Annotated in this window: 23 protein-coding genes; 5 read left to right on the forward strand and 18 right to left on the reverse strand. The window is 67.4% G+C overall.

The window, feature by feature from the left end:
• Nucleotides 1–494 precede the first annotated feature (494 nt).
• Together C7H84_RS10315 and C7H84_RS10320 are read left to right on the forward strand one after the other, a co-directional pair.
• Complete coding sequence (locus tag C7H84_RS10315) at nt 495–836, forward strand: FKBP-type peptidyl-prolyl cis-trans isomerase (RefSeq protein ID WP_121858719.1); 342 nt, start codon at nt 495–497, stop codon at nt 834–836.
• A 26-nt stretch (nt 837–862) separates the two neighbouring features.
• Nucleotides 863–1,630: an AraC family transcriptional regulator gene (locus C7H84_RS10320; protein WP_121858720.1), complete on the forward strand. Its 768-nt coding sequence runs from the start codon at nt 863–865 to the stop codon at nt 1,628–1,630.
• A 268-nt stretch (nt 1,631–1,898) separates the two neighbouring features.
• Here the strand turns inward: C7H84_RS10320 and C7H84_RS10330 are convergent, their stop codons facing one another.
• The 10 genes from C7H84_RS10330 to C7H84_RS10375 form a co-directional block, all read right to left on the reverse strand.
• Entirely contained in the window at nt 1,899–3,065 is a 1,167-nt protein-coding gene (locus C7H84_RS10330) for a glycosyltransferase family 4 protein (RefSeq protein WP_121858722.1), read from the reverse strand.
• A complete protein-coding gene (locus tag C7H84_RS10335; protein WP_121858723.1) occupies nt 3,065–4,249 on the reverse strand; it encodes a glycosyltransferase family 4 protein in 1,185 nt (394 codons plus the stop codon). Before C7H84_RS10335 ends, C7H84_RS10330 begins: the two co-directional genes overlap by 1 nt.
• The gene (locus tag C7H84_RS10340; protein WP_121858724.1) at nt 4,246–5,712 is read right to left on the reverse strand and encodes a glucose-6-phosphate isomerase; all 1,467 of its coding nucleotides are present in this window, start codon (nt 5,710–5,712) and stop codon (nt 4,246–4,248) included. The genes C7H84_RS10335 and C7H84_RS10340 overlap by 4 nt, the downstream gene beginning before the upstream one ends.
• Before the next feature lie 10 nt (nt 5,713–5,722).
• The gene (locus tag C7H84_RS10345) at nt 5,723–6,862 is read right to left on the reverse strand and encodes a glycosyltransferase family 4 protein (RefSeq protein ID WP_121858725.1); all 1,140 of its coding nucleotides are present in this window, start codon (nt 6,860–6,862) and stop codon (nt 5,723–5,725) included.
• Nucleotides 6,863–7,004: 142 nt separating this feature from the next.
• A complete protein-coding gene (locus tag C7H84_RS10350) occupies nt 7,005–7,964 on the reverse strand; it encodes a glycosyltransferase family 2 protein (RefSeq protein ID WP_121858726.1) in 960 nt (319 codons plus the stop codon).
• Nucleotides 7,965–8,026: 62 nt separating this feature from the next.
• Nucleotides 8,027–10,252 carry a polysaccharide biosynthesis tyrosine autokinase gene (locus tag C7H84_RS10355; protein ID WP_121858727.1) on the reverse strand — a complete coding sequence of 742 codons (2,226 nt, stop codon included), beginning with the start codon at nt 10,250–10,252 and terminating at the stop codon, nt 8,027–8,029.
• A gap of 50 nt (nt 10,253–10,302) precedes the next feature.
• Nucleotides 10,303–11,481 (reverse strand): polysaccharide biosynthesis/export family protein, encoded by a 1,179-nt coding sequence (locus C7H84_RS10360; RefSeq protein WP_121858728.1) that lies wholly within the window; start codon nt 11,479–11,481, stop codon nt 10,303–10,305.
• Nucleotides 11,475–11,918 (reverse strand): low molecular weight protein-tyrosine-phosphatase, encoded by a 444-nt coding sequence (locus tag C7H84_RS10365; RefSeq protein ID WP_121858729.1) that lies wholly within the window; start codon nt 11,916–11,918, stop codon nt 11,475–11,477. The genes C7H84_RS10360 and C7H84_RS10365 overlap by 7 nt, the downstream gene beginning before the upstream one ends.
• 49 nt (nt 11,919–11,967) lie before the next feature.
• Nucleotides 11,968–13,383 (reverse strand): UDP-glucose/GDP-mannose dehydrogenase family protein, encoded by a 1,416-nt coding sequence (locus C7H84_RS10370; protein ID WP_121858730.1) that lies wholly within the window; start codon nt 13,381–13,383, stop codon nt 11,968–11,970.
• 74 nt (nt 13,384–13,457) lie between these two features.
• On the reverse strand, nt 13,458–14,831 hold the full coding sequence (locus C7H84_RS10375; RefSeq protein WP_121858854.1) for an undecaprenyl-phosphate glucose phosphotransferase: 1,374 nt from the start codon (nt 14,829–14,831) through the stop codon (nt 13,458–13,460).
• A 425-nt stretch (nt 14,832–15,256) separates the two neighbouring features.
• On the opposite strand from C7H84_RS10375, the gene C7H84_RS10380 reads away from it, so the two are divergent.
• Nucleotides 15,257–16,783 carry a mannose-1-phosphate guanylyltransferase/mannose-6-phosphate isomerase gene (locus C7H84_RS10380; RefSeq protein WP_121858731.1) on the forward strand — a complete coding sequence of 509 codons (1,527 nt, stop codon included), beginning with the start codon at nt 15,257–15,259 and terminating at the stop codon, nt 16,781–16,783.
• A gap of 128 nt (nt 16,784–16,911) precedes the next feature.
• Here C7H84_RS10380 and C7H84_RS10385 read toward each other — a convergent pair whose 3' ends face one another.
• The 8 genes from C7H84_RS10385 to C7H84_RS10420 all read right to left on the reverse strand — a co-directional run bounded on the left by C7H84_RS10385 (nt 16,912) and on the right by C7H84_RS10420 (nt 23,927).
• The gene (locus C7H84_RS10385; protein ID WP_121858732.1) at nt 16,912–17,865 is read right to left on the reverse strand and encodes a transposase; all 954 of its coding nucleotides are present in this window, start codon (nt 17,863–17,865) and stop codon (nt 16,912–16,914) included.
• Between the two features lie 729 nt (nt 17,866–18,594).
• Nucleotides 18,595–19,176, reverse strand: coding sequence for a DUF3501 family protein (locus tag C7H84_RS10390; protein WP_121858733.1), 582 nt, complete (start codon nt 19,174–19,176; stop codon nt 18,595–18,597).
• A 63-nt stretch (nt 19,177–19,239) separates the two neighbouring features.
• Nucleotides 19,240–20,577: a heterodisulfide reductase-related iron-sulfur binding cluster gene (locus C7H84_RS10395; protein WP_121858855.1), complete on the reverse strand. Its 1,338-nt coding sequence runs from the start codon at nt 20,575–20,577 to the stop codon at nt 19,240–19,242.
• A gap of 122 nt (nt 20,578–20,699) precedes the next feature.
• Nucleotides 20,700–21,122: a rubrerythrin family protein gene (locus tag C7H84_RS10400; protein ID WP_040140994.1), complete on the reverse strand. Its 423-nt coding sequence runs from the start codon at nt 21,120–21,122 to the stop codon at nt 20,700–20,702.
• Nucleotides 21,123–21,317: 195 nt separating this feature from the next.
• Nucleotides 21,318–22,586 (reverse strand): RNA polymerase sigma factor, encoded by a 1,269-nt coding sequence (locus tag C7H84_RS10405; protein WP_121858734.1) that lies wholly within the window; start codon nt 22,584–22,586, stop codon nt 21,318–21,320.
• Nucleotides 22,583–22,999: a VOC family protein gene (locus C7H84_RS10410; RefSeq protein WP_121858735.1), complete on the reverse strand. Its 417-nt coding sequence runs from the start codon at nt 22,997–22,999 to the stop codon at nt 22,583–22,585. The genes C7H84_RS10405 and C7H84_RS10410 overlap by 4 nt, the downstream gene beginning before the upstream one ends.
• 26 nt (nt 23,000–23,025) lie before the next feature.
• Nucleotides 23,026–23,448, reverse strand: coding sequence for a YciI family protein (locus tag C7H84_RS10415; RefSeq protein ID WP_121858736.1), 423 nt, complete (start codon nt 23,446–23,448; stop codon nt 23,026–23,028).
• Nucleotides 23,449–23,573: 125 nt separating this feature from the next.
• Nucleotides 23,574–23,927, reverse strand: coding sequence for a YciI family protein (locus C7H84_RS10420; protein WP_121858737.1), 354 nt, complete (start codon nt 23,925–23,927; stop codon nt 23,574–23,576).
• A gap of 207 nt (nt 23,928–24,134) precedes the next feature.
• Here C7H84_RS10420 and C7H84_RS10425 point away from each other — a divergent pair, with 207 nt between their 5' ends.
• On the forward strand, nt 24,135–25,982 hold the full coding sequence (locus C7H84_RS10425) for an ExeM/NucH family extracellular endonuclease (protein ID WP_121858856.1): 1,848 nt from the start codon (nt 24,135–24,137) through the stop codon (nt 25,980–25,982).
• Nucleotides 25,983–26,294: 312 nt separating this feature from the next.
• Complete coding sequence (locus C7H84_RS10430; protein ID WP_121858738.1) at nt 26,295–26,681, forward strand: DUF883 family protein; 387 nt, start codon at nt 26,295–26,297, stop codon at nt 26,679–26,681.
• Nucleotides 26,682–26,684: the final 3 nt, after the last annotated feature.

Genomic DNA, 26,684 nt, shown 5'->3' on the forward strand with positions numbered 1-26,684 from the left:
GATAGGCGTCGGCCGGCGCCGCGCGCAAGCCCGCACGGTAGACGCGCCCTTCCAAACAGCGCGCGGTCGTCAGCATGGAAAAATCGACGCCGGAACGGCGTCCGGGCGGGCCGGAATTCGAACGCGCATACCGGCGGGAGCGTGACTCGCGCGCAGCTCACGCGCGGACCGTAACGCGCCTGAAAGCCCCGTGCGATGAAGGTCTGGGGACACCGTGCGGCGGCGCGCCGTGCTACGGCGTGCAGCCGGGTCTCACCGATTCATACGCGCGCCCAGGTCAGGCGGTGCAACCTCGTCAATCCGGTTGTCGAAAAATTCAAACGCGCGTTCCATTCGCGGTTGGAGCGCGATGCGTGGCGGCCGCCGCGATCGACGCGGGATCGACGCGAGATCGACACGGGATCGGCCCGTAACCGCGCGTTCGCCGCGCGCGGCGGCCCCCTGCGCGCTCGCCTACAATAGCGGTTTTACCCAACCCCTTTTCAGGAGAAGTCATGTCTGTCACCACGACCGCATCGGGCCTCAAAATCGAAGACCTGACCGAAGGCACCGGCGCGGAAGCGCAAGCCGGCAAGACCGTCAGCGTCCACTACACGGGCTGGCTGACCGACGGTCAGAAATTCGACTCGAGCAAGGACCGCAACGACCCGTTCGCGTTCGTGCTCGGCGGCGGCATGGTCATCAAGGGCTGGGACGAAGGCGTGCAGGGCATGAAAGTCGGCGGCGTGCGTCGCCTGACGATCCCGCCGCAACTCGCCTACGGCCCGCGCGGCGCAGGCGGCGTGATCCCGCCGAACGCGACGCTCGTGTTCGAAGTCGAACTGCTCGACGTCTGACGACGCCGCCGGCCGACGCCCTTCCGATGGATCGCATCCCGTCTCCCGCCATCGCGCTGCGCCGTTACGACACGTGCGAAGCGTCCGACGTGCACGACTTCCACCAGGTCGTGCTCGGCGTCGACGGCGCGATGGTGATGGCGGTGGACGGCGTCGGCCAGCGCATCGACCGGCACGCCGCATGGCTGATTCCGGCCGGCGCGCGCCACGATTATTCGGGCCTCGGCGACAATCGCCAGCTCGTGCTCGACCTGCCCGCCGCGTCGCTCGCGGTGCCGCAGCGGTTGTTCGACAGCGCGCGGGCAGTGGCGATCGATCCGGCACTGACGTCGCTCGTCGCGCACGTCGCGGCCGCGGCCGCGCAGCTCGACGGGCCGGCCGGCGACACGCCGCACGCACATCGCTTCCAGTGGCAGGCCGCCGCGCGGCTGTGCGATGCGCTGCTCGGCGACGCACACCTCGCCGCGCCCGCGGCGGGCCTCGATTTCGCGCGCATCGACCGTTGGCTGCGGGCCCGGCTCGCGGAGCCGCTGCGCATCGCCGATCTCGCCGCGCACTGCGGCTACGGGATGCGCCGGTTTCATCAACTGTTCGTCGACGCGTTCGGCGAAACCCCGCATCGCTACCTGCAGCGGCTGCGGCTCGACGCCGCCGTCGTGCTGCTCGCCGACGGCCGCCATCCGCTCGTCGACATCGCCGGCATGGTCGGCTTCGCCGACCAGAGCACCTTCACGCACGCGTTCACGAAGCGCTTCGGCGTCGCGCCGGGGCGCTGGCGCGGCGAACGGCACTGAGCGCTGCCGCGCACCGCGCGAGCTTGCAGGAACGCCGTGCCACGGCGCGGGCAAGCATTCGTTGCGGTTGTTGCGTTGCGGTTGTTGCGGAACGCCTTCCATTCCGACTCGTTCGAATACGCGAGAATCACGCCGTCGAACGCAATCGCACGAATCGCGGCGTTGCGACCGCAAACGGCAAAATGCCGACTCGCCCGAACCGGGCGGCCGGCATGCGAACCGGACGCACACGGAGATGCGCCCGATCGTACCGTCGTGCGGAGCGGTTTCAGCCCGCCGCCTGGATCGCCTCTTCATACACGCCGGCGACGCGTCGCGCGATCACCGCGTTGTCGAAATTGTCGCGCGCATAGCGCTTGCACGCGGCTTCGTCCGGCAGCGCGATCGCGCCCGACAGCGCCGCGCCGAGCCCTTCCGCGATCGCGTCCGCGCCGGTCGACGGCAACACGAGATCGTCCGACAGCCCGGCGACCGCCTCGGGCAGCCCGCCGACCGGCGTGACCAGCACCGGCGTGCCGGACGCGAGCGATTCGACCGTGATCAGCCCGAAGCCTTCGAGCGCGACCGTCGGCACGACGCTGACCGTCGCCGCGCGATACAGCGCCGCGAGATGGTTGTCGGGCACGAAGCCGAGCAGCTTCACGTTGTCCTGCAGCCCGGCCGCATCGATGCGCTGCTGCAGTTCCTCGGCGAGCTTGCCCTTGCCGGCGATCAACAGCAGCACGTCCGGATGGCGGCGCTTGACGACGCCGATCGCGTCGACCAGATCCTCCAGCCCCATGCGCCGCACGAGCCGGCGCACGGCCAGCACGATCGGCCGGTCCTGCGGCAGTTGCAGCTTGTGCCGCGCCTCGGCCGGCGTGAGCGGTGTATCGAACTGCGCGGTATCGACGCAGCCGGGAATCACGCGCACGCGCGACGGCTCGATGCCGTAGCGGTTCGTCAGGATCTGGCCGAACGCCTGCGACAGCACGATGAGGCGCGACGAGCGTGTATAGACGGCCTGTTCGAGATAGCGCTTCGCGCGCTGGCCGAGCGACGCGGCGCCCTCGACCTGGCTTTCGTCGGCCCACGGCCCCTGGAAGTGCGACACCTGCGGAATCCCGCGCGTCACGTCGAGACCCGGGAACGTGTACAGCGCGAAGTGCGACGAGATCACGTCCGGCCGCTCGCTGCGGATTTCATCGCGCAGCGCACGGCGCGCGGCGAGCATCCGGCGCGCGAGCGGCTGCGATGCGGGCCCGAAGCCCTGGATCGCGCCGCCCGTGTCGTCTGCGACCTTCGGCGAGCCGGCGACGAGCCCGCGCACCTCGACGCCCGCACCGGGCAATGCGCCGACGAGCGAGTAGTACATCCGGTCGAGGCCGCCCGCGCGTTCGGGAAACCAGTGCATGCCGATTTGCAACGATTTGATCGGCCGGGAAGAAAGGGACATCACGACTGCTCCTGCGTGATCGCATGCTCGACGCGCTCGAAGGCGGACGGCTGCGAGGGTTGGCCGATGCGCTGGTAGAGCGCGACGTACTGGGCGCCCATGCGGGCCCAGCCGAAACGGGTCATCAGTTCGCGGGCCGCGTCGCCCATCGCGCGACAGGTGTCGCGCGATGCCGCGAGCGAACCGATCGCCTGCGCGAGCGCGGCCGGATCGTCGGGGTCTTCCAGCACGATCCCGCAGTCGCGCGTGATGATTTCCGCGCCGCCGGCAGTGCGCGCGGTGACGACCGGCAGCCCGGCCGCCATCGCTTCCAGCAGCGACAGGCTCATCGCTTCGTAGCGCGACGGAAACACGTACGCGTCGACCGAGCGCATCAGCGTCGGCATGTTCTTCACGAGCCCGAGGAAATGCACGCGCGACGCGATGCCGAGCGCGCGCGCCTCGTCCGGATACGGGCTGCCGGGCAGATAGCCGGCGACCGCCAGATGGACGTTCTCGGGCAGCTTCGTCAGCGCCTTCAGCACGGTGCCGAGGTTCTTGCGCGGCGTGCGCAGGTCGCCGACGAACAGCAGCAGGAACGCGTCGTCGGGCAACTTGAACGCCGCGCGGTCGGCCTGCGCGCCGGCGAACGCGCTGCCGTCGACGCCGTTGTAGATCACGCTGATCTTGCGGCTGTCGATGCCGAGCGCGGCGATCTCGTCGGCCACCTTCTGCGACACGGCCGTGATCGCGCGAGAACGCTTGTACGCCCAGCGCTCGAGCACGGTATTCACGCGCGTGTACACGTACTGGTACGCCGACCACAGCCCCTTGGTCGGGCCGAACGGGTAGTACGGACTCTTGAACCAGCCGCCGTGCACGAAGTGCGCGGTATTCACGTCGGCCTTGATCCACGAGATGAAGCCATTCACGTGCAGCACGTCGTACTCGCTGCGGTGCGCGCGCAGCCAGGCCGCGCTCTTCAGCGCGAACACCTGCTGCTTGACGAGATTGGACGGCCAGAAGCCGCCGACCTTCACCGGCACCCAGCGCACGCGCGGGTCGGCCAGCAGCTCGGGCGCGACATGCGATGCAACCAGCGTGACTTCGTAGTGTTCGGCCAGCGCCGCGCGCGCGATTTCGTAATTGACGCGGCCCTGCCCGTCGTTATGTCGCACGACGTGCGTGACGATCGCGATTCTCAATGGTCGCCTCCCCGTGAACGCGCGGCGGCCAGCAGGCGTTGCGCCTTTTGCCAGTGCGCCGCGGCAAGTATCGAAAAAATGGCTGTGTACATCAGCAGGCCGCCGGTGCCGATCAGCGAGTTCGTGAATACGAGCATCGCGAAGGTCGACAGGCACAGGCTCAGGCACGCGCCGACGAATTTGTCCTTGCGCAGCTTGAATGCCGCGCGCAGCGTGCGGCCGAACAGCATCACGACGCCCGCGAGATACAGCAGCGTGCCCGGCCAGCCGAGCACGAACGGCACGTTCATCACGCCGCTGTCGAAGCTGCCGTACTTGCCGAGCTCGCCGCTGTCGCTCGACAGCTTGGTGGACGCGCCGGTCGCGCCCATCCCTTCGCCGGCGACATCGGTGAATGCCGTCTGCGCGAAGGTCGCGTAGAACTTGTTGCGGTCGTCGTAGCTGCGGTCGTCCTTCAGGTTCGTGATCGACTGCAGGCGCGCGCCGAGCCGGTCGGCCACCGGCCCGACGGTCAGCAGCGGCACGCACAGCCCGACCAGCACGACGCCGCTGATCAGGATCCGCATCCGCACGCGGTTGCTCGACTGCACGAGCTGGATCGCGAGCGCGATCACCCAGCCGCCCCAGGTCGAACGCACGAGACACAGCGCGAACGACACGAAGCCGGCGGCGCCCGCGAACCAGCGGATCTTCTGCGGCGCGACCAGCACGAACACCAGCGCCCCCATCATCGCGAAAGCGAATGGCCCCGACGAATTCATCGTGCTGAACACGCGCACGCCGTACGGCACCGGCTCGCCCTGCGAGCCCATCTGCGAGCCGACCATCCACAGCACGTCCCACTGCGGCATCACGAAATACTGCACGACGCCGTACAGGCCCATCACGAGCATGCCCCACATGAAGGTGGACAGCAGGACGTCGCGATACTCCGGATAGTTGCGCGCGTTCACCATGATGTGAAAGCCGATCAGGATCGGGTACAGCCAGTTCGCGAGGTCGTAGGTCGCGGCCATCACGCCGCTCGACACGATCCCGACCAGATATGCATACACGAGCCCGAACAGCATCAGCAGCACCGGAATCCCGCGCCGCTGCGCGAGCACGCGGTAATGCCTGAGCAGCCCCAGCCCGGCGATCATCGTCACCGCGAGCGGCGCGACCTGGATCAGGCTCGTCGGCGTGAACGCGCCCTTCGACCAGTCGGCCAGGCGCCGCACTTCCGGGCTCAGGAACCACACCCACCACATGAAGCCGACGTAGCGCGCCGGGCTCTTGAAATACAGCCAGATGCCGACCGCGATGGCCAGCACCGGGAACGCGAGCGTCAGCACCTTGCCCTGGTGGATGGCGATCAGCGCGGCGGTAAACGTCCACAGCCCGGCCTGCCCGGCCCAGTGCTTCGGCTCGGCGAACCAGTTGCGGGTGCGCGACGGCGCGCGTTCGGCGGCAATCGTACTCATCGATCCGCTCTCACCGCGACGAAGGACGCGAATCCGCGAGCGGCATCGCGACGCCGGCCGCCGCGGGCGTGCGGCGCCGGCGCAGCATGTCGCGCGTGATCCGCACGTGCTGCTCGGCGAATGCCTGCGTGGTCAGGTCGCGTTCGCGCAGGCACGCAGCCGCGGCGCGCGCGCAGTCGAGCGCGGCCACCGGATCGGCGACGAAGCGGTCGGCGGCCTCGCGCATCGCCGGCGCGTCGAACGCCGGCACGTAGGCTGCCGTGTCGTGCGGGAAGTAGTCGCTCAGGCCACCCACGTCGGACACGATCATCGGCTTGCCGACCGCCGCGGCCTCGAGCATCACGGTGATGCCCGACGCGTGGAAGTTCGGCCGCAGCGGCACGACGATCACGTCGGCCCATGCGTACAGTTCATGCTGCTTCGCGAGGCCCGATGCCGAGCCGATCTTCACGTTCGGCGCATGCCATTCGCGCGGCACGCGGCGGCGCGTCGCGAGCCGCACGTCGTAGCGCTCGTCGCCGCCGAACGCGGCGAGGAAGGTGCGCCAGTCGCGGTCGCGGTCGTTGCCGATCGCCGCGATCCGCAGCGGCCGGTTCGGCTGCCACTGCTGCGGATCGACCGGCGGGAAATCCTGCGTGTTCAGCCCGTAGTACACGAACTCCGCATCGCGCCCGAGGTAGCGGCGGCACAGGTCCGCGTTGTCGCGGGCGAGCGTCGTCAGCGCATCGGCGCGCGCGAGCAGCTTGCGGTACAGCCAGCGGCGCGGGCCGCCGAACGTGTTCCACTTGTCGAACAGCCACACGCTCTGCGCGAGCAGCAGCGGGCGCTTGCCCTGCGCGCCGGCGAGCTTCAGGATCAGCGCGGCGGCAAGGTGCTCCTGCTCGGTGTGCGTCCAGATCACGTCGGCGGCCAGCAGCGCGGCGCGATTGCGCCATGCGTGCACGACGTCGAAACCGAGCGCCGCCTTCAGCGCACGGCGCGCGAGGCTCGCGACGCGGTTCTCGCGGCGGTCCTCCGAATAGGTCAGCCGGAATTCGTCGGATTCGGCGTGGTGATAGCCGTACAGGCAGCCGATGTTCTCGCCTTTCCGGTAGGTACGCGGATCGGCGCCGTAGAACAGATGGACGTGAACGTTCGTCGTTGAAGTCATGTCAGCCTCCGCCGGGCCATCGGATGCGCGGAAGCTTCCGCGAGATGAGGGATCTGCACCCTCCCGAGCGAACCAAGCGAGCGTGGCGGTCGTACCATTTGATGCCCTCCAGGGATGGCCGTGCGCAAGGCGCGCGGCTCGTTCAAGACGTCACCGGCGGCATTGCCGCACGATGGGGGGCAAGATTCGCGCGGCGCGCATCGCGTGCGCCGCGGCGCACCGCGCGCCAGTGCTCGCGCACGCGCTCGCGCCGCGCGGTATGCAGCGACAGCAGCAGGTGCGCGAAACCCGGATAGACGCGCGTGCCGACCAGCGTCCACCACCACCACGCGATCTCGCGCCGCACGGGCGGCAGATGCTCGCGCAGGATCAGGTGCAGGTTGTACGCGCCGTTGCTGATCGCATTCAGCGACGCGGCATCGCGCCGGTCGTCGTCGAAGCGCTCGGCCGGAAAATGATCGACCGCGATCGCCGGGTCGTACACGAGCTTCCAGCCGTCGCGCTGCACGCGCATGCTGAACGCCATGTCGTTGTGCACCTGCGCGCCTGCGCCGCGCAGCCGCGTGTCGAAGCGCAGCCGCTCGATCGCGGCGCGGCGATAGCTCATGTTCGCGCCCTTGAGCATGTCGACTTCACGCGCGCCGCCCACGCCGAGGTGATGGTTGCCGATGATCTTGCCGGACAGCGTGAGCTGCCCAACCAGTTCGCGCGATTCGTCGAGCACGCGGCCCTTCTCGTGCACCCAGTCGCGGCCGCCGACCGCACCGACGCGCGGGTCCGCCAGGAACACGGCCTCGACGCGCGCGAGCCAGTCGGCGCGCGGCGCCGCATCGTCGTCGGTAATTGCGACGATGTCGCCCGTCGCCGAGTCGAGCCCCTTGTTCAGCGCGGCGACCTGCCCCGGCACGTCGACCGGCACGATGCGCAGCGGCAGCGCGCCGCCGACCGCCGGATCGGCGAGGCGCTCGTGCGTGGCATCGTCCTCCGGGCGCGCAACGACGATCACCTCGTCGGGCAGCCGCTGCTGACGCTGCAGCGCCAGCAGGCAGCGCGCGAGGTCGGCGGGACGCCGATAGGTCGGAACGAGCACGGAAATTTTCATCGAGAGTTCTCCATTCGGCCGGGGCGGCACTGAACGCACCGGCCCGGTTTCGTGCGATGCGATCAAGCGCTCAGGTATTCGTGGACGGCCGCATAGCCGCGACCGTAGCCGCGTACTTTCGGCGGCACGCCGTTGAAGATCCCGCCTTCCAGATCGACGCCGGCGGTGCGCAGGCGCTTGATCGCGTCGGCGATCTCGCTTTCGGTATGCATGCCCGAGCGCAGCACGAGGAAGGTCGCGCCGGCCATGCGGCCGATGATGGTCGCGTCGGTCACGGCCAGCACCGGCGGCGAGTCGATCAGCACGATGTCGTAGCGCTTGCCGAGCCCTTCGAGGTATTGCGGCAGGCGCGTCGACATCAGCAATTCCGACGGATTCGGCGGGCGCGTGCCGGCCGAAATGAACGACAGGCCCTGCACCGGCGTCTCGCGGATCGCTTCCTCGAGCGGCGACTGGTCGCTCAGCAGCTCGGACAGGCCCGGCTGCACGGTCAGGCCGAAGTAGCGGTCGAGCATCCCGCGGCGCATGTCGGCGTCGATCAGCAGCACGCGCTTGCCCGAATGCGCGAGCAGCACCGCGAGGTTGACGGTCAGGAAGCTCTTGCCGATGCCGGGCGTCGGGCCGGTCAGCACGATCACGCGGTTCTTCGCGTCCATCATCGCGAACTGCATCGCGGTGCGCAGGCTGCGCATGCTTTCGACGCTCAGGTCCTTCGGACGCAGGCTCGCGAGGATCGGCCGCGCGCGGCCGCCGCCCTTCTCGGCCATCGCGTCGAGCTTCACCTGCTCGGCGCTTTGCGGCACCAGCCCGTACAGCGGCAGGTTGAACGCGCGCTCGACGCGGTCGGGATCCTCGATGCCCTGGAACAGGTTGCGGCGCAGGAACACGACGCCCGTGCCGAGGATCAGGCCCAGGAACACCGCGGCCGACAGGATCAACACCTTCTTCGGCTTGACCGGGTCGCCAGGACGCATCGCCGAATCGACCAGGTGGATGTTGCCGCCCGTGCCCGCCTTCTGCACCGACAGTTCCTGCACGCGGTTCAGCAGCAGCACGTAGATGTCCTCGGCGACCTTCGCGTCGCGCTGGAGCTGGACGGCCTTCACTTCGGTCGCCGGCAGGCTGCGGAAGCGGTTGCTGAACTTGTCCTTCTCGCCCTGCAGCTCGGCGAGCTGCTGCTTCGCGGCGATCACCATCGGATGCGAATCGGTGAAGCGCTGCGCGAGCGACGCGAGTTGCAGGCGCTGCGCGGCGATCTGCTGCTCGTACTGCACGCTGCCCTGGAGGTAGACCTTCGCCTCGTCGCTCGCGTTGATCGAGCCGGACGTGCGCTGGTATTGCGTCAGCGCCGCTTCCGCACGCTCGAGGTCGGCCTTCAGGCGCGGTTCCTCGCCCTTCAGGAATGCGAGCATCTTGGTCGCTTCGGCCTGCTTCGCGACCACGTGCTGGTTCAGGTACGACTGCGCGAGCGCGTTAGCGATCGCGGCGGTCTGGTCCGGATCCTTGCCTTCGAGCGAGATCTGCACGACGCCCGTCTGCTTGCCCTGCTCGGTCACCTGGATGCCCGACTGGAAGCCGGTGATCGCATCGAGGTCGTTGTAGCGCACCACGGTGAACTGCGTGCCGGGGCGCGCGACAAGCTTCTGCACGAGCAGCGTCACGCCGCCGCCCTGGTCCGACTCGCCGACCCGGCCCGACAGCAAGCGGTTGCCGTTCGGGTCGACCAGCGTGTACGTGCCGTTCGGGCCGGCGGTCAGCGTCAGCTTCTTGCCTTCGAGCGCGGGCACGACGTTGATCGTGTCGATGTCGGCGACTTCGCCGCCCCACGCGTACGAGCGCAGGCCGAACCACGCGCGCGACGGCTCGCCCGGCGTCGCGACGCGTGCGGCCAGGCTGCCGATCAGCGGCAGCGTCTTCGGCACGACCGAGAAGTTCAGCTTGAACTGCTCGACGACCGGCGCGACGATGCCGCGGCTCTTGATCATCTCGATTTCCGCGTCGGTCGGCGCCTGCTGCGGGCCGCTGTTGATCGACGCGCCCGTCTGCGTCTGCGTGAGCGCCTGCGACGTGTTGTCGTTGCCCTCGACCCGCACGTGCACGTCGGCCTGATAGACCGGCTTCGCGACGAAGCAGTAGAGGCCGGCGAGCGCGATGACGGTCACCGCGATGCCGAGCAGCAGCCAGATGTCGTCCATGATCACCTGGAGCAGCTGGCCGAGGACGACGTCCTCTTCCTCGGTCTTGGCGGTCAGATCCGCGTAGGAGTGTTTCGCTTGCGTGTTCACCATTCGTTCCCGCTTGAGTGGTGCCGGGGCGGAGGCGCCGCCCCGGCGGGCTATCAGCGCGTGATTTGCCGCATGTAGAAGATCGTCTGGATCGTCGGCAACACCTGCTGCAGCACGCGGTTGAACTGCACCGAGCTGGCCGTGCTGACGTAGACGACGTCGAGCGGCTGGAGCGGGAAGCGGCTCGACAGCATCAGCGCATCCGGCTGCGTCATGTCGAGACGGAACACTTCCGGCTTCGTCGGGTTGTCGCGCATACCGCGCATCACGTAGATCTTGCGCGGGTTCGCATCGGTGTCGAGGATGCCGCCGCCGGCCGTCAGCGCGTCGGCGATGGTCAGCTTGCCCTTGAGCATCGGCACGGTGACCGGCGTCTTGACCTCGCCCATGATGAACACGCGGCTGTCGCTGCGGTCCGGCACGTTGACGATGTCGCCCGGCTGCAGCATCACGTTCTGCTTCACTTCGCCGCGATCGAGCACGCCGTTCGCGTCGAGCGTGTAGAGCTTGCCGTCGCGCGTCAGGCGCACGCGCTGCAGGTCGGCCTCGTTGGTCGAGCCGCCCGAGCGCGAGATCGCGTCGACGAGCGTCAGCGGCACGTCGCTCACCGCGAGCGGGCCCGGCTGCTTCACCTCGCCCGTCACCTGCACCTTCTGGCTGCGGAACGACAGCACGCGCACGTCGAGCTGCGGATTCTTCACGTAGCGCGCCAGCGTCGACGCCATCTGCTCGCGGATCTGCGCGACCGTCTTGCCCGCCACGCGGATGCGGCCGACGAACGGGAAGAAGATCGTGCCGTCGGCGGCGACCGTCTGGCCGTACGGATCGGCCTGGCCCGGCAGCGCGGTCGTATACGGCTGCTGCAGCGCGCCCGCGACCGACTGCGTCGTGTTGCCGCCGCTCGAGAACGACTGGCCCTGCGGCGTCGTCAGCTCGGGGTGATCCCACACCGTGACGCCGAGGATGTCCTGCGGGCCGACGCGATAGACGTACTGCGACGGATCGGTGTAACGGCCCGGCGGCAGCGGATGCTCGACCTGCTGCTTCTGCAGCTGATCCATCACCAGCTTCGCGTCGATGTAATGAACCGGATAGGTTTCGGCCTGACCTTGCCGGCCTTCGTCCTTCAGGTTCGACGAGTCGAGATAGTTGCCGGGCGCGCTCGCGCAGGCCGACAGGAAGGTCGTCAGCGCGACGGCGAGCGCCAGCGGGCGCATGGGACGTTTCAGCATAGTTTTTGCAGCCATCCTTGAACCAGACGTTCGATCAATGAGTAGCTCTCGCGATAGTCGGCCTCGGGGCCGCCATGCGGATCCGCGATCTCGGCGTCCTCCCACTTGCCCAGCAGGTGGACCTTGCCGCGCGCGAACGGATCGACCGATTCGACGGCCTTGATCTGTTCGCGCTCGCTGACGAGAATCAGGTCGGCGTCGCGCACGATCCGGCGCGACAGCCGCCGCGACCGATGCGTCGTCGCATCGACGCCGCGCTCGGCGAGCAGTTGCCGCATCACCGGATCGATGCCGTCGCCGTCGTTCGCCCGCACGCCGGCCGAGTGGAACGTCACGCGCGGGCCGCCACGCTTCGCCGCGTGCGACTTGAACAGCGCTTCCGCCGCCGGGCTGCGGCAGACGTTCGCGTGACAGACGATCAGGATGTTCCGGAACATGGCGTCTCGATTCAGTAACGGGTAACGGTGATGCGGGTTACGCGTTGGGTTACACGTTCGCGCGCGCGGCGCCCGGCACGCGGGCGGCGACTGCCTGGCGCGAGCCCGGGCGGCCGATCGGGTGGTATTCGATGCCCTGCTCGCTCATCGTCTCCGGCTCGTACAGGTTGCGGCCGTCGAAGATCACCGGCGACTTCCACTGCCGGGCGAGCGCGACGAAATCCGGGCTCTTGAATGCCTTCCATTCGGTGACGATCACGAGCGCGTCGGCATCGCGCGCGGCCTGCGCCTCGTCGTCCACGAAGGTGAGGCGCTCGAGCCAGCTCGGGTGATCCGCGAGATCGAGCGCGAGCACGCGGCGCGCTTCCTGCTGCGCGACCGGGTCGTACGCGGCGATGCGCGCACCGCGCGACAGCAGCTCGGCGATCAGCTCGCGGCTCGGCGCTTCGCGCATGTCGTCGGTATTCGGCTTGAATGCGAGACCCCAGATCGCGAACGTGCGGCCCGTCAGGTCCTCGCCGAAGCGCGCGACGATCTTGTCGGCGAGCACGCGCTTTTGCGTCGCGTTCACCGACGACACGGCCTTCAGGATCTGCAGCGACTGGCCGTGCTCGTCGGCCGTGCGGATCAGCGCCTCGACGTCCTTCGGGAAGCACGAGCCGCCGTAGCCGCAGCCCGCATACAGGAAGTGGTAGCCGATGCGCGGATCGGAGCCGATCCCGCGGCGCACGGCCTCGATGTCGGCGCCGAAGCGGTCGGCCAGGTTCGCGAGCTCGTTCATGAACGAGATGCGCGTCGCGAGCATCGCGTTCGCCGCATATTTCGTGAATTCGGCCGAGCGCACGTCCATGTAGAGCGTGCGTTCGTGGTTGCGGTTGAACGGCGCGTAGAGCTTCTTCATCAGCTCGCGCGCGCGCTCGCCCGGCACGTCGTCGTCGCAGCCGATCACGATGCGGTCCGGCCGCGTGAAATCGTCGACCGCCGCGCCTTCCTTCAGGAATTCCGGATTCGACACGACCGAGAACATCTGGTCGTCGTCGCCGCGCTTCGCGAGCTCGTCGGCGACCGCCGCGCGCACGCGTTCGGCCGTGCCGACCGGCACCGTCGACTTGTCGACGATCACCTTGAAGCCCTTCATGTAGCGGCCGATGTTGCGCGCCGCCGCGAGCACGTACTGCAGGTCGGCCGAGCCGTCCTCGTCGGGCGGCGTACCGACCGCGATGAACTGCACGTCGCCGTGCGCGACCGCGGCCTCGATGTCGGTCGAGAACCGCAAGCGGCCCGCCGCGCGATTGCGTGCGATCACTTCCTTGAGGCCCGGCTCGTGGATCGGCACGCCGCCATCGTTCAGGATGTCGATCTTCGCCTGATCGACGTCGAGACAGAACACGTCGTGGCCGATGTCGGCGAGACAGGCGCCGGTGACGAGACCTACGTAACCGCTGCCGATGATAGTCAGATTCATGATGTGTCGGACCCCTTGACCAATGATTCGAAATTCGGAAAACCGGAATGCCTGCGTGACGCAGCGCGTCGGTGTCAGTACGCGTTGCTGCCGGTGAAGCCTTTCCAGAGCGTCAGCACGACGATCTTGATGTCGAGCCAGAACGACCAGTTCTGCATGTAGTACAGATCGAGCTTCACGCGTCCCATCATCTTCTCGATCTGGTCGGTCTCGCCGCGATAGCCGTTGATCTGCGCCCACCCGGTGATGCCCGGCTTGATCCGGTAGCGGAACATGTAGCCCTTGACCAGATCCTTGTAGATGTCGTCGTGCGCGAGCGCATGGGGCCGCGGGCCGACGACCGACATCTCGCCCTTCAGCACGTTGATGAACTGCGGCAGCTCATCGAGGCTCGTGCGGCGCAGGAAGCGGCCGACCGGCGTCACGCGCGAGTCGTTCTTGGTCGCCTGCGTGACCTGCCCGGCCACTTCCTGATGCACCTTCATCGAGCGAAACTTGTAGATCTCGAACTCGTGCCCGTCGATGCCCTTGCGCTTCTGCCGAAAGAACACCGGCCCGCGCGAGGTCAGCTTGATCAGGCACGCGATCAGCAGCATCACCGGCGCGAGCGCCGTAAGCGCCGCCAGCGCGAACAGCCGGTCGAACACGAACTTCGGCAGGATCCGCACGTCGGTGATCGGCGACGCCGCGAGGTTGATCGCCGGCACGCCGAGCACCTCGACCACTTCCTGGTTGAAGAACGACAACGTGCGCACGTCCGGAATGAAGCGGATATTCACGAAGTCGTGGCGGAACACGGTCACGATCTGGTGAATCCGGCGCTCTTCCGTGATCGGCAGCGTGAGCCACAGCTCGCTGATCGCGCGGCTGCGCACCAGCCATACCAGCGATTCGAACTGCCGCTCGATGCGCACGTCGTCGAGCGCGACTTCGCCCGGCGCTTCGCTTTCGTCGTAGACGCACACCGGGTTGAAGCCCGCTTCCGGGCGCGCCCGCATCTGCGCGATCAGCCGCCGCGCCGCCGGCGTACCGCCGACGATCGCCACCGCCTTCAGGTTGTAGCCGCCGCGCCGCAACTGACGCAGCACGACATGCACGCACGCCTTCGAGCCCGCGAGCAGCGCCATCGTCACGAGCGCCCAGTAGCCGAGCCATAGCCGCGACAGCTCGCCCGACTGGTGAAAACTGAAGCTCATCAAAATGCCCGCGAGCTCGACCACCAGCCACGCGAACGCAACGCGACCCACCAGCCCGACGAGACGCTTGCCGCGCCACGACTGATAGATGCCCATCGCCGGAAAGAACACGACCACCAGCAGGCAGTCGAACAGCACCGTCGTGCGCTGCAGGTCGTTGAGCCAGATGCTGCCGCCGTGCAGCGCGGCGGCGATCAACGCCCCCAACACGACCATCGCGATATCGATGACTCTCGCCAGCACGCTCAACATGTCCGCTTCCTCTTTGAACAGGCGTTTGCCGAACAGCTCCTCGTGCAGCCCGTGCCGCACATTCGATTCAAACGTTGCATGACGCTATTGAACCGACAAGAAAATTCCGCCTCAAGCAGACAAGTATTTCGAAAAATAATCGGAAATTCTTGCCGCGACATTCTCGAATTAATTCGGCACGTTTTCCCGAATCGAGCGTGATTCGGCAATTTTTCGAAACCTTTTCGGTTCCCGCGGATCCTTTTGTGGACGGCATGCCCGGCCGGTTCGCCGAATTATTTTTTATTTTTTATTTGCGTCGGCCGCTATCGCGGAAAATTTTCCCGGATAGATACACAACGAATATCGCACAAAGAGCCCGGTTTTATTGTCGATTTACTTCATGCTACAAACAGGCACTGACTTCAATCGAGGAGAGTGTCCCCATGAATGCTCCGGCCGTGGTAGCCGATACGCGCCCTTCTTCTTCCGCCGCAACCGACGCCAGCACGCGCGTCGCGGTGCAGCCGGTGATCCTTGCCGGCGGTTCGGGCACGCGTCTGTGGCCGATGTCGCGCGAACACTATCCGAAACAACTGATCGGCCTGCTCGGCGAGCATTCGCTGCTGCAGTCGACCGCGCTGCGACTCGACGGCCTGTCGACCGGCCATCCGCTGAATGACGACGTGCTGATCGTGTGCGGCGAGGATCACCGCTTCACGACCGCCGAACAGCTGCGCCTGACCGGCAAGCGCGCGTCGATCATGCTCGAGCCGCTTGGCCGCGACACCGCACCCGCGCTGACGCTCGCCGCGCTGCGCATCGTCGCCGATGGCGGCGATGCCGTGATGACCGTGATGCCGGCCGACCACGCGGTGGCCGACCTGCCACGCTTTCACGCGGCCGTCGCGGCCGGCGTGCATTGCGCGGCCCAGGGCAAGATCGCGACGATGGGCATCGTGCCGGGCCGCGCGGAAACCGGCTACGGCTACATCCGCGTCGGCGCGCCGCTCGGCGACGCCGCCACCGGCAACCTCGACGTGCGCCGCCTCGACCGCTTCGTCGAGAAACCGCATCTCGAACTCGCGCAGCAGTACGTCGCGTCCGGCGAATACTGGTGGAACAGCGGCATCTTCATCGTGCGCGCGTCGGTGTGGCTGAACGCGATTCGCCGGCTCGAGCCCGAAATCCACGCAGCCTGCGAGCAGGCCGTCGCGCGCGGCAAGGAAGACGGCGACTTCTTCCGCGTCGATCGTGACGCGTTCGCCGCGTCGCCGTCGAACTCTATCGACTACGCGGTGATGGAGCCGCTCGCGAACCAGCCCGAGCTGTGCGAAAGCGTCGTCGTGCCGCTCGAGGCCGGCTGGTCGGACGTCGGCTCGTGGGACGCGATCTGGCAGATCCTGCCGAAGGACGATGCCGAGAACGTCGGCCGCGGCCACGTGCTGTTCGAAAACGCCGCGTCGACCTTCGCGCATTCGGAAAGCCGGCTCGTCGCGTGCGTCGGCACGCAGAATCTCGTCGTCGTCGAAACGCCCGATGCCGTGCTCGTCGCCGACAAGTCCCGCGTGCAGGACGTGAAGAAAATCGTCGCGCGCATCAAGGCCGAGCGCGGCGCGGAAGCCACCGATCACCGCAAGGTCCATCGCCCGTGGGGTCACTACGACTCGGTCGACACCGGCGAGCGGTTCCAGGTGAAGCGCATCGTCGTGAAGCCGGGTGCGCGGCTGTCGCTGCAGATGCATCACCACCGCGCCGAACACTGGATCGTTGTGCGCGGCACCGCGCGCATCACGCGCGGCGAAGAAACCTTCCTGCTGTCCGAGAACGAATCGACGTATATCCCGCTCGGCGTGTCGCACCGTCTCGAGAACCCGGGCAAGATGCCGCTCGAGCTGATCGAAGTGCAGTCGGGCGCGTATCTCGGCGAGGACGACATCGTCCGCTTCGACGATACCTACGGCCGCCAATGATGCAATGCATGCCGGCCACGTTCAGCACGTGGCCGGCATCGCAGGCATCTGGAATCGGGAATCGCGGGCAAAAAAACGCGCGGGTGTCGTGGCATACGACAACCCGCGCGTTTTCGTTCGGATGACGATCAACCGACCCGGTAGGCAAACTCGCGGCGATCCGACTGCACCGGATCGTTGCGGCCTTCGGTGAGCACGCCCGCACGACGCTCGGCGATGAAGCGCTTGATGTCGGACTCCGCCCGCGCGAGCGCGGACAGCCCGGCCAGCACCTCATTTTGCGGCGCACGCGCCGGTTCGTCGCTCGCACCGTGGCGATCGATCCATTGACGCGCCCAGTCGAGCGCATACTGCTCCGCCGCTTCCGCATCGGTGAAGCGCGGGCCGATCAGCCCGGAACGCTCGACGCGCCGGTCGTCCTGCATGATCTCGGCCCACGCGCGGTACATCAGGTTCTGCACCGGTTGCGCGGACCCGTAGATCGTATAGCCGCGATAGTCGTCGACTTGCGGTTCGGCCGACGCGAAGCTCGCGGCGGACGGACGCCCGTGGCGCAGCGCGGCAGGCTGCGCGCCCGGCACCGCGAACGACGCGGCGGACGACATGGCAGACGATTCGTCCGCGCGATCGGGGGATCTCACGGCTGCCGTGGCGCCCTCGCCCTCCCAAACGTTTGCCTGCGCGACCGGCAGTTGCCACGACTCGGGGTTCTGCCAGAACACGCCGCGCAGCCGGTCGTTGTCGGGCACCGGTTCCGCGCGGCATGCCGGCGCGGCGGGCACGGGCGGCGGCGGCACATACGCGAACGTACGCCCGCTGAACTGGGTCAGCACGTCGATCATCTTCAGCAGCGTGCCGTTCGCAAGCCACTCCTCGTAGCGACGGCGGCACGTCGGCCCGGACGGATAGCGCCCGGGCAATTTGGACCACGCTTCACCGGTCGTCAGGATCCACAGTACCGCGTTGGCGACCACGCGTGGTTCGGCACGCGGACGGCCCCGCCGGTTCAACCGGATGGGTTCGTCGGCGATCAGCGCTGAAAGACGCAACCACTCTTCATCGTTAAGCTCATCGAAGAACATAGTTGATTTCTCCACGCAGCCAGGCCGGGGCTGCGATTGTCGGCGCCGTCGTCACGCATCGCGTCACGGGGCGGCCCGGTTGCACATTATGGTTATCCGATTGTTGTGCATGCCGGCGCGACACCGCACATTCACGGTGCCGCCATTCCCGGCAATGGCGCACAAATCACGGTCTCACTCCAATGTGGGAATTTTTGTGCACGAAGCATACCATCCTCAGGGTTTATCTCAATATGACAATGACTTAATGTTACGCACTGAAACAACCTGCCAAGGATGAGCAATCCATTTACGCTTGAATTTTTTTGCGCGATCGTTATGCCGGAAGCTGGAAAGCCCCGTCCGGCGGGGCTCTCCGGGGCACGGGCCGACGCCGGCCAGCGGGCATTCCGCCCTGTTCGGACCCTCATAGGCGAGATACTCTCGAATTGCCGCTCAAAATCGGTAAATCAGGGATAAATTCGTAACAAAGTATTCACGGATCGGTAAATCGTTCAAATTCAGCCGGACTGAATTATCTCCATGCACAATCTTTTTATTGTTTCCCCGCGAGTGATGAAAGCGATCTGACATGCAATGCACATGGCTTCCGGACATGCAAGCCCAGACAGGTTTGTTACAACCTCGGTTCGAATGACGGCCGCGCCTGCCGGACGACGGTGTCCGGGTCGGGATTGCAGGCGCAAAGGCGCGCTTCGGGCCGCCGCGAGCGCGACCGTGTCGCGTGCGTCAGCGCAGGTCGCCGGCAAGTGATGCGACCACGTCAGCGTCCACAGGTTGCGCGGGCAACGTATAGGCTGGATGGTCGCAGCCGATCGACAGTGCCGCGCCGCCCTTGAGCGCCGCGCGTATCGCGTCACTCAATTCGAAGCGCACGAAATGCACCGCCGAGGTTTTCTCCGTGTTGTCGCGGTCGAGATCCTCGTCGGCGATCGGATAGACGTCAGGATGCCCGTCCACCCGCAGGTACACGCGATCTTCCACGCCGATCAACCGCGCGAGCGCCGCGCGCCGCTCGGCCTCGTGCTCGTATTCGATCTGCAGCGTGGCCTTCAGGTTGGTGCCGTCGGGCACGAGCGGCAGATAGGCCTCCAGTTCGCCTTCGATGCCGGCCTCGTCGAAAATCTTCTCGATGTGCAGCATCTCCTGGATCTGATAGCGGATCGTGGTCTCGTCCTCGAACAGCAAGCGCAGATGGTTGCCGAGCGCCACCGCGCGGCGGCGCTTGTACGCGACGAGCCGCGCGTGTTCGGCCTTGCGGATCTTCGCGTATGCTTCGAGCGTCAGCAGCGAGTCGCGGGTCAGCGTCATGGGATGTCCTCGGATGTCGGCGGGTGTCGGCGGATGTCGTCGATGGTTCGCAGTGCAGTCGGCTCAGATGCCGTACGCGCGCCGCAGCAGCGACAGCGGATGCGCGAGCGGTGCAGCCGGCAGCCCGTTCTCGTCGATGCCCTGCACGATGTGATGGCCGGCGAGCGCGCAGTCCGACGACACGACATCCGGCTTCGGCTCGGCCATCGCCTTGAACACCGGGCCGCCAATCCGCATCGCGTCCGCATGGAAGGCCTTCTTCACGCCGAAGGTGCCCGCGTGCCCCGAACAGCGCTCGACGACGTTCACGCGCGTATCGGGCACGAGCGACAGCGTGTCGGCCGTCTTGCGGCCGATGTTCTGCACGCGCGCGTGACACGGCACGTGATACGACACGGTGCCGAGGCCCTGCTTGAAATCCGTCTTCAGCAGACCATCGCGATGCCGCGCGATCACGTACTCGAACGGATCCCAGAATGCGTCGGCCACCGCGCGCACCGCTTCGTCGCCGGGGAACATCAGCGGCAGTTCGCTCTTGTACATCAGCACGCAGCTCGGAATCGCGCCGATCAGCGCGTAGCCTTCGCGCGCATAGCGCTCCAGCACCGGGATATTCACGGCCTTCTTCGCCGCGACGCCCGGGAGGTTGCCCTGCTCGAGCAGCGGCATCCCGCAGCACGCTTCGCGCGAGACGAGCTCGTACGGAATCTCGTTGTGCGCAAGGATCGCGAGCAGGTCGTGGCCGATGCCGGGTTCGTTGAAGTTCACGTAGCAGGTCGCGTAGATCGCCACCTTGCCGGGCGTGCGCTCGCCGTCGCGTACCGGCGGGCCGTCCGAGCGCTTCGCGGCGCTGCGGAACTTGCGCGGCGCGAACTCCGGCAGCCACGCGTTGCGATCGACACCCAGCGCCGTTTCGAGCGCATGGCGCGCGGGCGGCGTGCGATTCACCGCATTCACCGTCTGCGTGACGATCGGAATGCCCGCAAAATGGCCGAGCGCGTCGGTATTCGACAGCACCTTGTCGCGCAGCGGCGCTTCGCCGCGCTGATAGCGCGCGGCCTTCGCACGCAGCATCAGGTGCGGGAAATCGACGTTCCATGCATGCGGCGGCACGTACGGACATTTCGTCATGTAGCAGAGGTCGCACAGGTAGCACTGGTCGACGACCTTGCCGAACGCGTCCTTCGGCACTTCCTCGACGTCGCCCATCGGCGTGTCGTCGACGAGATCGAACAGCGCCGGAAACGCGCCGCACAGCGACACGCAGCGCCGGCATCCGGCGCAGATGTCGAACACGCGCGTCATTTCCGCATCGATCGCGGACTGGTCGTAGAACGCTTCGGACTGCCAGTCGAGCGGATGCCGGGTGGGGGCTTCGAGACTGCCTTCCTTGTGGGGCATGAGGCGCTCCAGCGTGGCGCGCATGTGCGCGGGCGCGCCGCCCGAGCGAAGCGGGCGGCGTTCGACGCACGGCGAGCCGCGGGACACGCCGCGCCGGCCGTGCGGCCTCGGGCGGACCCGCGTCAGTCGACGAGTGCGTCCAGCGCCTTCGTATAGCGGTTCGCGTGGCTGCGTTCGGCTTTCGCGAGCGTTTCGAACCAGTTCGCGATTTCGTCGAAGCCTTCCTCGCGCGCCGTCTTCGCCATGCCCGGATACATGTCGGTGTATTCGTGCGTCTCGCCGGCGATCGCCGATTCGAGGTTCAGCCGTGACGAGCCGAACGGCAGACCCGTTGCCGGATCGCCGACGGCTTCGAGATATTCGAGGTGGCCGTGCGCATGGCCGGTTTCGCCTTCGGCGGTCGAGCGGAACAGCGCGGCGACGTCGTTCTGGCCTTCGACGTCGGCCTTCGAAGCGAAATACAGATAGCGCCGGTTCGCTTGCGATTCGCCCGCGAATGCGGCCTTCAGGTTCTCTTCGGTTTTGCTGCCCTTGAGTTGAGCCATTTGCGCCTCCGTTCGAGTCGGCGCGGCCGCGTGATGCCGGGCCGATGATCTATGTGGGGAACGATGCGTTTGCGGAGCGCGCACGCATCGTGCTCTTTAATCTAGGCGCTGGCGTTCGCATCCCCCAATAGGCTTTTTCAATCCGGGCGATAGGGGGCGGGGAACTGGGGACGCACCGGTGTCGCGATGCAAGCGTCACGCATCCGTCGCGCGCTTCAGCAGCAATTCCCTTTCGCGCTCGTTGCGGGTCAGTTCGGCCGCGCGGCGGAACTCGAGTTTCGCTTCGTCGGCACGGCCCAGCTTCGCGAGCAGGTCGCCGCGCACGCTCGGCAACCAGTGATAGCGGGCCAGCGCCGGATCGTCGCGCAGCACGTCGACGATTTCCAGCGCCGCCGCCGGCCCGAACGCCATCCCCACCGCCACCGCACGGTTCAGCTCGACCACCGGCGACGGCGCGACTTCCGCGAGCGCGTCGTACAGCGCGACGATCTGCGCCCAATCCGTGTCCGACGCATGCCGCGCACGTGCATGGCACGCCGCCAGCGCGGCCTGCAGCGCATACGGGCCGCGCACGCCGCCTAGCTTCGTCGCCCGCTCGAGCGCCGCGAGGCCGCGCCGGATCAGCAGCGGATCCCAGCGGCTGCGGTCCTGGTCGAGCAGCAGCACGGGCCGCCCCTGCGCGTCGGTGCGCGCGTGCATCCGCGACGCCTGCAGTTCCATCAGCGCGACGAGGCCGAGCACCTCGCTTTCGTCCGGCACGAGGCCGGCCAGCACGCGGCCGAGACGCAGCGCCTCGTCGCACAGCGCCGGGCGCGTCCAGTCGTCGCCCGCGGTCGCCGCATGGCCCTCGTTGAACACTAGGTAGATCACCTCGAGCACCGATGCGAGCCGCGCCGGCCGCGCGTCGGCGGACGGCACCTCGAACGGCACGCGCGCCGCCGCGAGCGTGCGCTTCGCGCGCACGATGCGCTGCGCGATCGTCGGCTCGGGCGACAGGAACGCGCGCGCGATCTCGCTCGTGGTCAGCCCGCCGAGCAACCGCAACGTCAGCGCGACGCGCGCATCGGTCGACAGCACCGGATGGCACGACGTGAAGATCAATCGCAGCAGGTCGTCGCCGATATCGTCGTCGCGCGCATCGGCGAGCGCGTCCGCGATGTCGGGGACGACGTGCGCTTCGAGCGCATCCATTTCATGCCCGAGCTGGTCGCGCTTCGCCGCGTGCAGCGACTCCTGCCGGACCCGGTCGAGCGCGCGCCGCTTCACGGCCGTCATCAGCCACGCGGCCGGGTTGTCGGGCACGCCGTCGACGGGCCAGTGCTCGAGCGCCGCGACGAGCGTGTCCTGAGCAAGCTCTTCGGCCACGCCGACGTCGCGCACCAAGCGCGCAGCGCGGGCGATGATCTTCGGCGCCTCGATTCGCCAGACGGCCTCGATCGCACGATGGGTCGCCTCGCGCGTCACGACGCGGGCCCCTGGACGGCCGCGTGCTGCTCCGCGTAGACCAGCCCCCATTCGTGGCCGTCCGGGTCGGCAAAGTCGTGGGTGTACATGCCTGGATACGCTTGCGGCTCGCGCGGCACGGCGCCGCCGGCCGCCCGCGCCTTCGCGACGACCGCATCGACTTCGGCACGGCTGTCGCACGACAGGCACGGCAGCACCTGCACGTGCGTCGCCGATTCGACGACCGTCTTGCCGGTGAAGGTCTGGAAGAACGGCCGCGCGAGCAGCATCACGAAGATCGCATCGCTCGCCCGGATGCAGGCGCCCTGCTCGGTCGTATAGGCCGGCACGACCTCGAAGCCGAGCGCGACGTAGAACGCCGTCGCGCGCGGCAGGTCGGCCACCGGCAGGTTGATGAACACCATCTTGTGCATGAAGGTCGCTCCCGGTGACGATCGATTCACGCGCCCTGGCCGTGCCCGACATTGAGCTCGCGGAACCGCTCGACTGCTTCGCTCGGCGTCAGGTCGTCGAGTTCGAACAGCGGCCGCACCTCGATCTCGCAGTCCATCTCCGCGCCGAACGGCGCCGGGAACCGGCGCGTCCACTCGAGTGCCTCGTCGCGCGAGCGCACCTGGATCAGCGTGTAGCCGGCGATCAATTCCTTGGTCTCCGCGAACGGACCGTCGATCACCGTGCCCTTGCCGCCGGTGTAGCGCACGCGCCAGCCGCGCGCGCTCGGCCGCAGGCCGTTCGCATCGAGCAGCACGCCGGCCTTGGCCAGTTCCTCGTGATAGACGGTCATCGCCTCGACCAGCCGGTTGTCCGGCAACGCGTCAGATTCGCTGACGGCATTCGCCCGGATCATGATCATGAATCGCATCGTTCTCTCCTTGTCGTCGATGGAAAGCGTCAACCGTTTGTCGGCGCCTTACCCGAACGACGGGTGGCGGACCGCCGAATCGACGTGCGGCGCGACGAATCCGGGTAAACACGGAGAAACAGGCGTCACAGGAAGCACGGGCCGACTGCCCGCACTTCGACCGTGCACCATTGCGCGGCCGGACACTGGCGCGCGATCTCGATCGCTTCGTCGCGCGTGTCGACGTCGACGATGAAGAAGCCGCCGACCATTTCCTTCGCCTCGGCGAACGGGCCGTCGACGAGGCGCGTCTCGCCGTCCCGCACCTGCACGCGCGTCGCGCGCTCCGAGCGCTCCAGCGACTCGACGCCGCGCAGCACGCCGCGCGCTTTCAGCGTCTCGGCGAAATCGACCATGCGCGCGTACAGCGCCTGCCCGTCTTCGAGCGTGCGTTCGGCGCGCTGGCCGGTCGGTTCGACAATCAACAGCATGTAGGACATGGAAATCTCCTGTGGCGGCCGTGCGCAAAAGCGTTCGGATCGCAGGCCGGAATGACACGTCAGATGCGAAGCGTAACAGCCCCGGCGCGCTTTGCCGTGAACGTTGGCCGTTCGGTACTGGCCGGATGGCCAATTCGATCGCAACACGCGATTTTGCCGTCAAGATGCGTTCCCGAACCTGCGAATTTTCTTCCTGTGGACCGCTCGATGTCACGCCTGCTACCACCGCTCGCGCTCGCCGCGTTGCTCATCCTTGTTACCCCGTTCGCCACCGCCGCGCTGCCGGTCAGTGCGGACTGCGGCGGCGCCGCGACGGCCATCGCCGACATCCGGCATCCCGGCGCTCGCTCGCGGCTGGCCGGGCGCACCACGTCGATCGAAGCAGTCGTCACCGCGGCATTCGGCGGCGCCGATGGCTTCGGCGGCTTCTTCGTCCAGCAGGCGGACGCGCAGCGACGGCACCGGCCGGGCGTCCCGGAAGGCCTGTTCGTCTATGCGCCGAATGCACGGGTCCGTCCGGGCGAACTCGTTCACATGACCGGCAGGATCGAACAGAAATACGGACGCACGCAGTTCGCGCTGTCAGGCCACGCGGCCGTCTGCGCACACGGGCAGACCGTCACGCCGGCCTCGCTGACGCTGCCGGTCGACAGCGAGGCCGTATTCGCCGCGCATGAAGGCATGCGCGTGCGCTTTGCGCAAACGCTGACGGTCAGCGACACCTACGAACTCGGCCGCTACGGCAGCATCGTGCTCAGCCGCGGCCGGCTGTACATGCCGACACACGTGGTGCCGCCGGCCGACGCCGCTGCGCAGGCGGCGGCCAATGCCCGTAATCGCATCGTGCTGGACGACGGTTCGAGCCGCGTGAACCCCGCGACTGCCCGCTATCCGCCGCCCGCGCTGAGCGCGACGAACACGCTGCGCGCGGGCTACACCGTGCGCGGCGTCGAAGGCGTGCTCGAGAAGCGCTACGGTACGTGGCGGCTGCAGCCGGTGCCAGCGCCGGCACCGGTCTTCATCGCCGCGTCCAATCCCCGCACCGAAGCGCCGCCGCGGCATCCGCAGGCCGACGTTCGGATCGCGTCGTTCAACGTGTTCAACTACTTCAACGGCGACGGCACGGGCGGCGGCTTCGGCGATCCCGCCGGCCGCGGCGCGAAAACGCCAGATGCCTTCGCGCGGCAGGAAGCGAAGATCGTCGCGGCGCTGCGTGCGATGCACGCCGACGTGATCGGCCTGATGGAAATCTCGAACAACGGCCACGGCCCGGCGAGTGCCGTGCAGCGGCTCGCGGCCCAGCTCGGAGAAGGATGGCGCGCGGTGGACCCCGGCCCCGCGCGGCTCGGCCGCGATGCGATCGCAGTCGCGCTGCTGTACGACAGCCGGACGATCGAACCGGTCGGGCACGCGGCGACCGTCGCACTCGACGGCCGGAATCGCCCGCCGCTCGCGCAGACGTTCCGGCGCATCGGCGGCAGCCGCGCGTTCACGGTCGCGGTCAATCACCTGAAGTCGAAGAATTGCCCGCGCGCGAGCGGCCCGGATCTCGACCAGTTGGACGGCCAGGGCTGCTGGAACGCGACGCGCACGCGTGCGGCCGAGCGCATCGCCGCATGGCTTGCCACGTCACCGACCGGCGCGCAAGCGGACGGCGTGCTGCTGATCGGCGACCTGAACAGCTACGCAAAGGAAGACCCGCTGCGCACGCTCGAATCGCGTGGATACACCAACCTCGTCGCCCGCTTCGCGGGCCGGGCCGGCTACAGCTATGTGTTTCGCGGCGAAGCGGGCAACCTCGACCACGCACTCGCCACGTCGCCGCTCGCCGCCCGGGTGAAGGCCGCGCATGCGTGGCACATCAACGCTGACGAGCCGATTGCACTGCAGTCCGTGCCCGATTACAAAAGCGCGGCCCAACTGGCGGCCTATTACGCACCCGATCCATACCGGTCGTCGGATCACGACCCCGTTGTCATCGACGTTGCGCTGGACGAGCGCGCCACTGGGCGCACGTCGGGCACGAAGCCTGCTCCACCACGACATGGCGATTAGTGCAATTGCATCAACGTAACGCTCGCAACGGCACTATTTACCTGAAGCGGCAGGCGGCGCCATATTTACCGGGCTTTCGCGAAATGCAATGAGCCCGCGGTGCCGCTTCGGCCGAAGCGCGAATTTTTTCAACCGCTGTTCCGCCTCGCCGCGCGGGGCTTCCCGGGGTTTTTGCCGACGAATTGAAAATTTGTCTCGAAACTCCATCGGCTAATGTGAATCACACTTGTTGCTGGGATTCGTCTTATCTTCAAATTGGCCTGCGAAGTAATTGAATTGGCCTGCAAATCAAATCGAAGGAGGATAAACATCATGGCGCTCACCGACTCGATCGAACACAAGCTGGACCGTGGTCTGTCCGAGATCCGTCGCACCGGCCGACGCGTGGGACGCTCGACGCGCTCGCATGCCCAAGACCTGCGTGCGGACGTGACCGACGATCTGCGCGGGCTGGTCGATGAACTGGAAGACCTGCTGAAGAACGATGGCGACGGCGATATCGCCGCGCTGCGCAAGCGCGTGCAGGCGCGCCTCGACGAAGCGCGCAGCACGCTCGACTATGCGTCGGGCACCGCGGCCGCCCGGCTGCGCGAATCGGCGGAACGCGTGTCGCAAGCCGTGCATGACAACCCGTGGCAGACCGCGGGCGTCGTCGCCGGTCTCGCGTTCGTCGCCGGCCTGCTCCTTTCCCGCCGTTGAACG

The organism is Burkholderia sp. Nafp2/4-1b (assembly GCF_003635165.1).
Classification (GTDB): Bacteria; Pseudomonadota; Gammaproteobacteria; order Burkholderiales; family Burkholderiaceae; genus Burkholderia.